The sequence below is a fragment of the Sphingobium sp. BHU LFT2 genome (assembly GCF_018604485.1).
Lineage (GTDB): Bacteria > Pseudomonadota > Alphaproteobacteria > Sphingomonadales > Sphingomonadaceae > Sphingobium > Sphingobium yanoikuyae_A.
Genome location: NZ_JAFCGW010000045.1, coordinates 1 through 4613, shown reverse-complemented (window position 1 = coordinate 4613; position 4613 = coordinate 1). Strand labels below are relative to the sequence as shown.

General features: G+C 63.7%; 6 protein-coding genes. 2 read left to right on the top strand and 4 right to left on the bottom strand.

The window, feature by feature from the left end:
- Nucleotides 1–420 precede the first annotated feature (420 nt).
- Together JQK15_RS26195 and JQK15_RS26190 are read right to left on the bottom strand one after the other, a co-directional pair.
- On the bottom strand, nt 421–717 hold the full coding sequence (locus JQK15_RS26195; protein ID WP_251008077.1) for a WGR domain-containing protein: 297 nt from the start codon (nt 715–717) through the stop codon (nt 421–423).
- A gap of 122 nt (nt 718–839) precedes the next feature.
- Nucleotides 840–1139 (bottom strand): hypothetical protein, encoded by a 300-nt coding sequence (locus tag JQK15_RS26190; protein WP_214869536.1) that lies wholly within the window; start codon nt 1137–1139, stop codon nt 840–842.
- Here JQK15_RS26190 and JQK15_RS26185 point away from each other — a divergent pair.
- Both JQK15_RS26185 and JQK15_RS26180 read left to right on the top strand, forming a co-directional pair.
- Nucleotides 1124–1504 (top strand): DUF6988 family protein, encoded by a 381-nt coding sequence (locus JQK15_RS26185; RefSeq protein WP_214869534.1) that lies wholly within the window; start codon nt 1124–1126, stop codon nt 1502–1504. The genes JQK15_RS26190 and JQK15_RS26185 overlap by 16 nt on opposite strands.
- A 168-nt stretch (nt 1505–1672) precedes the next feature.
- Nucleotides 1673–2224: a hypothetical protein gene (locus JQK15_RS26180; RefSeq protein ID WP_214869532.1), complete on the top strand. Its 552-nt coding sequence runs from the start codon at nt 1673–1675 to the stop codon at nt 2222–2224.
- Between the two features lie 150 nt (nt 2225–2374).
- Here JQK15_RS26180 and JQK15_RS26175 read toward each other — a convergent pair whose 3' ends face one another.
- Both JQK15_RS26175 and JQK15_RS26170 read right to left on the bottom strand, forming a co-directional pair.
- On the bottom strand, nt 2375–2554 hold the full coding sequence (locus JQK15_RS26175) for a hypothetical protein (protein WP_214869530.1): 180 nt from the start codon (nt 2552–2554) through the stop codon (nt 2375–2377).
- A gap of 59 nt (nt 2555–2613) precedes the next feature.
- Nucleotides 2614–4503, bottom strand: coding sequence for a ParB/RepB/Spo0J family partition protein (locus JQK15_RS26170; protein WP_214869528.1), 1890 nt, complete (start codon nt 4501–4503; stop codon nt 2614–2616).
- Between the last annotated feature and the right edge of the window lie 110 nt (nt 4504–4613).

The following is a 4613-nucleotide window of genomic DNA, read 5'->3' as shown; positions in this document are numbered from 1 at the left end:
AGCCGGAGGTGAGGGGGGCAGCGGGAATCTGCCGGGGTGGAGCGGGCGCAGGGAGGCGCAGCCGAGCGAGCCACGGCCCGGCTGATTGTCGTTGCTGGGGAGAGGGGGCGGCGCGCCTCTTTCCCCGTTCAGGAACAGGGGAGGGTGCCGGCATGGCCGGCGCTATCGGGCCGCGAAGCTGCCCCGCGCGAGGATCGTCACGCGCATGCGACGAGACGCCGGAACGGTGGCACGGTCGGAGCCGTCAGGCGCAGATAGAGCCGTGCCCGTACGGGCCGCGCCCAACCCACTTTTCATCATGACGACAAGACCGACCGCCGATAAGCATCGCCGCTTATGAACGGGCATACCGACTTTGCATGTGCAAAATCAGCCGATCAATTTGCACATGCAAAGTCAGGCAGCAGGGCAATGCCGCCCTCAGCCCAGCGGGGAAACCGCCACCCGGCGATAGGCTGTTCCGATGCGCCGCGTCGCGCTTGATCGGCGGCTGAGGGTCGCCGCCACATGCCGCCGCGCGCCATTCTCATCAGCGAAGGAGTGGCGCTTTTTCTGCGTATGTCCGCCTATCCGTCCCCATCGCGTATCCACGACATAGACGCCGAACAAATCGAGGGAGACATGGATCTCGTAGCGGCGACGAATGTTGCGGCTGTCGTCGATCGCGACCAGCGCGATCGGTGTGAACAGGGGCTCGGCAGGCATGACGACATCCATGCGGGACATTCTAGGCCCCGGCACCGGAGCTGTCCGACGAGTAATTTGAATCACCGGGAGCAGACTGATTCATTCCGTCAATGAGTCCGCTCCCGCGCGTACTTCCGAGGCTCTGCTCCCAGTCATGATGGCGCTGTAGCCAGCGGCTCGCTAGGCTGCGCGAAAGTCGAAGGGAGGCGCGCGCCATGGAGCAGAGCGAGGAGATACAGGCCGCCTTGGCGCAGGCAAAGGAGGCCTCCAGCTGGATCGCCAGCAGGCTGCATGGCGTCGAGGTGAGGGGCGACCACCACCACCGCATCCCGGCCCAGTTGTTCGATATCGCTATCGAGCATCAGACCGCCATTGCCCGGCTGCTGGAGCACGCCCTCTACGCCAGTGGTTTCGCGCTGGTACGATGCCAGCTGGAATGTTTCGCGGCGCATGGCTCCATTATTGCGCGACGGATGAGCAGATCGAGGCCTTCATCAGCACCGACGCCATGCCAGAGCATTTCGCGAAATGGATCGAAGGGCTTGAGGAAACCGAACAGTTCGCCGGCACGATCCTCTCCGATCTGAAGAGCGCCTATTGGAATGCGATGAACAGCTACACTCATGGCGGGCTTCGCCAAATCTCCCGGCGGATGGTGGGTGAATATGTCGAAGGCAATTATGAGGACGGCGAGATATGCGAAGTCCTGCTGTTCACGGGCACGATGGGTCTGCTTGCTCTCGGCCAGATTGCGGTGCTGGCGGACCGCAAGGATATCTGGGACGAGGTTGACGAGAGGCTCAAGGCCCCGGCCTGATGGCGCGGCTTCGCCAGAGCGATGTCCTTTGCGGAATTAATCTCGCTTTTCTGCTGGGCGAGCGCTCCAGAAGGGCGAATTATTCTCGCTTCTCTTCCTGATTTATCGTCATTGAAGTCGCCGTTTCATTTGCGGATAGTCGGTGCAGCAAATGAAAGGATCGCCAAGATGAACGGAACGAACAAGCGCGGACGGGGCCGTCCCCATGGCACTGGCCTCAATGACGAAAAAACCCTCGGGCAGATCGCGGGTCACATGGTACGCAATGCCTCCCTGCGCCCGACCACGGCGATCAAGCGGGTCTTGCGCAACCCCGACAGCGCCACGATCCGCCGCCTCCAGGTGAAGTGGAAGGCGCAGGGCGAGGACTTTCTCGCCAAAGCGCGCGAGCGGCGCGAAGCCGAAGCAGCGGCACGGCCTGTCTCCGAGGGTATCAATTACGGCAAGCTCGCCATGGCGACGGGCGCACTGCGGGACGCTGGCGGCCCTTCTGCTATCTTCGATGCGCTCAATAGTCCCTCCCTACGAGCCATGCGTGACGTGATGGAAAGCCCTGCGATGCGCGCCATTCAGCAGGTTGAGAACAATCCCGCGATGCGTCTTGCGCGTGAGATGGACAAGATTCCGGGCCTTCGTCTGATGCGTGAATTGCAGAACAGCCCGGAAATGCGGATCATGCGTGAGATGGCGGAGATGACACGCCTGACGCGCGGATACTGACACCACAGCCCTTCAGCATGAATGCGCCCGCGCGGCCCGATGGGCCGCGCGGATTTTTCGTCACACCGGGACGAAAACGCGCCGCCATCCTGCGATGGCGGCGCTGGGCGCGGGGACGACGGAAATGGAGAGAAGCCGCCGCCCCGACCGTCAGCCTATTGCCCCTTGCTGCTCGACCAGTCGGGCGAGGCGATGGGCAACCCATGTGCGGCGCTGGGTTTCGAGCGACCCTATGCGACCTGCGCGATTGGCCTGCCCAAGGGCTTCCAGAATGGCGGCGGCCTCATCGGCATGAAGCGGCAGCGAGATCGGGGCTGTAACCTGGTTCATCATCAATCTCCTCAATGCGGGGAAGGGGAGGGGAGCCGCTGACGGGCTCCCCTGCGGTTTCATTCGGCCGCAATGGCCATGTGGCTGTCGTCGTTGTCGGCGATGGTCTCGCCTGCGCTGTCGCCATCACCTTCCTCGACCGTCTGGCCCGGCTCCATTTCGGGGGTGAGAAGGGCAGGGGGGAGCCATCCGCGCCCCGGCACACGCTCGGCGCAGGCCAGAGCCAGATCCTGCTTGCCGAGCTTGGCGCAATTGTCCGCCGCCTCTTCCCCGCAGGCCTGCGTCAGTGCGGCGAGCAAGGCCTTCTTGCTGATTGCGGTGAAGAACTCGATCCCCGCCTCCCAGTGATCGCGCATGTCCAGACTGGCGGCACGGGCAATGCGGTCGACCGATTGGAGCCGCTCACGTTCAGCATATTTGCCCTGTCGGGCGTCGATCAGCGCACCGGAGCAGGCGGCCAGCATCCGCGCCATGCTCTCATCGTCCAGCGCCAGCACCCAGTTGAACCGCTCGTCGGCATCATCCGGAACGCTGGCCATGAGGTCCGCCACGCCATCGAAGGGCGAGGCCATAGACCGCGTATTATAGTCGAAATGCTGCACCGGCTCCTGAATGCCCGTGCCTGCACGAAGCTGGATCGCATGGGGAGAGGCGAAATGGCTCGTCAGGATCGGCAGCAGGGCGTCCAGCAGGACAGCGAAAGCAAGACGCTGGTTCCTTGCCACCTCGGCTTGTAGCGCGGCGGTGCGCATCCGCGACAGTTCCTCGGTCATGCGCGCATCATAGAGCGGGCGGAGGAGGGGGGTGCCGCTCGCATCGCGGGCGATAGTGCGCTGGGACTTGCGGGTGTAGGCGGTCGAACTCGCCATGCCCTGATGGTCGATCACGATCAGCAGCAGCGCACCGGCTTTGGCATCGGGCGAATAGCTGCGCTCGATCTCGCCCAGCCCCTCAATGGCGGCATCGATCTCGACCAGTTCGTCATCCCACTCAGGATCGAAATCCTCATCCACTGCGCCTCTCTCGGCCAGCGCGACAAGACGGGCCTCCCGCTTGGCCTGCAAGTCAGCCAGTTGCGCCTCTTGCGCCTCGGTAAGGCGCTGCGCTTTCTGGTCGGGCTGGAGCCGGTGCCAGTTATAGCTTTCATAGGGGGTCTGCTCGGCGGCAATGACCTCGCCCCACCCATCGGCCTCGGCCTCCGCGCTCATCGCGTCCAGCTTTTCATCAGCAAGCCGCTGCACAAGGTCCGGGTCGTTGGCATAGCCCTCGCCATCCTTGGCAAACAGATCGCGCGTCAGGGTGCCGCCTGCCGCCTCATAGGCATCACTGCCCACGAACCGGAACAGCCGGTGTCCGGTCGTCACCTTGGTTTCGGTCAAAAGGCTGCGAACCTCATGGGCTGTGCGGGCGCGCTTCAACACCCGTTCCTGCCGCTTATGATCATCGGTGAGGGTGAACGCCTGCGCGCAAGGCAAATCGATCTTGTCAGATGCGAGCGCGTTGATGACCTTGGGACTGACATTGGCCAGCGCCAGCATCTTGCGGACCTCGCGCGGATCATAGCCATAGCGGTGGGCGATGGCTTCCTCGCCATGTCCTTCGGCCTGCATCGTACCGAATGCACGGATGGCGTCGGCAGGGTGCATGGCGACCCGCTGCGCGTTCTCGGCATAGCTGACCGTGGTGGCTGCCTCGGTATCGCGCACGACGCACGGTATCTCGACATCGCGCTCCCACGTGCCTGCCTTGACCAGCTGGACCATGGCCCTTCTGCGCCGCTCGCCCGCGATGACCTCGAACTTGCCGTCCTCACGCTCGGCCACGACAAGGTTCTGGATCAGGCCTTCGGCCGCGAGGCTCAGGGCAAGCCCGGTCACGTCCGCCTTGACCTTTCGCACATTGCGGGGGCTGGGAACGAGGTTGCTCAGGGGGATATACTGGATCGTCATGTCATTCACTCCTTCTTCAAATCGCCGGAAGGGCGATGGCTCAGCGGCCATCGGCCCTGCCACGTGGCGAACAGCCGGAGGTGAGGGGGGCAGCGGGAATCTGCCGGGGT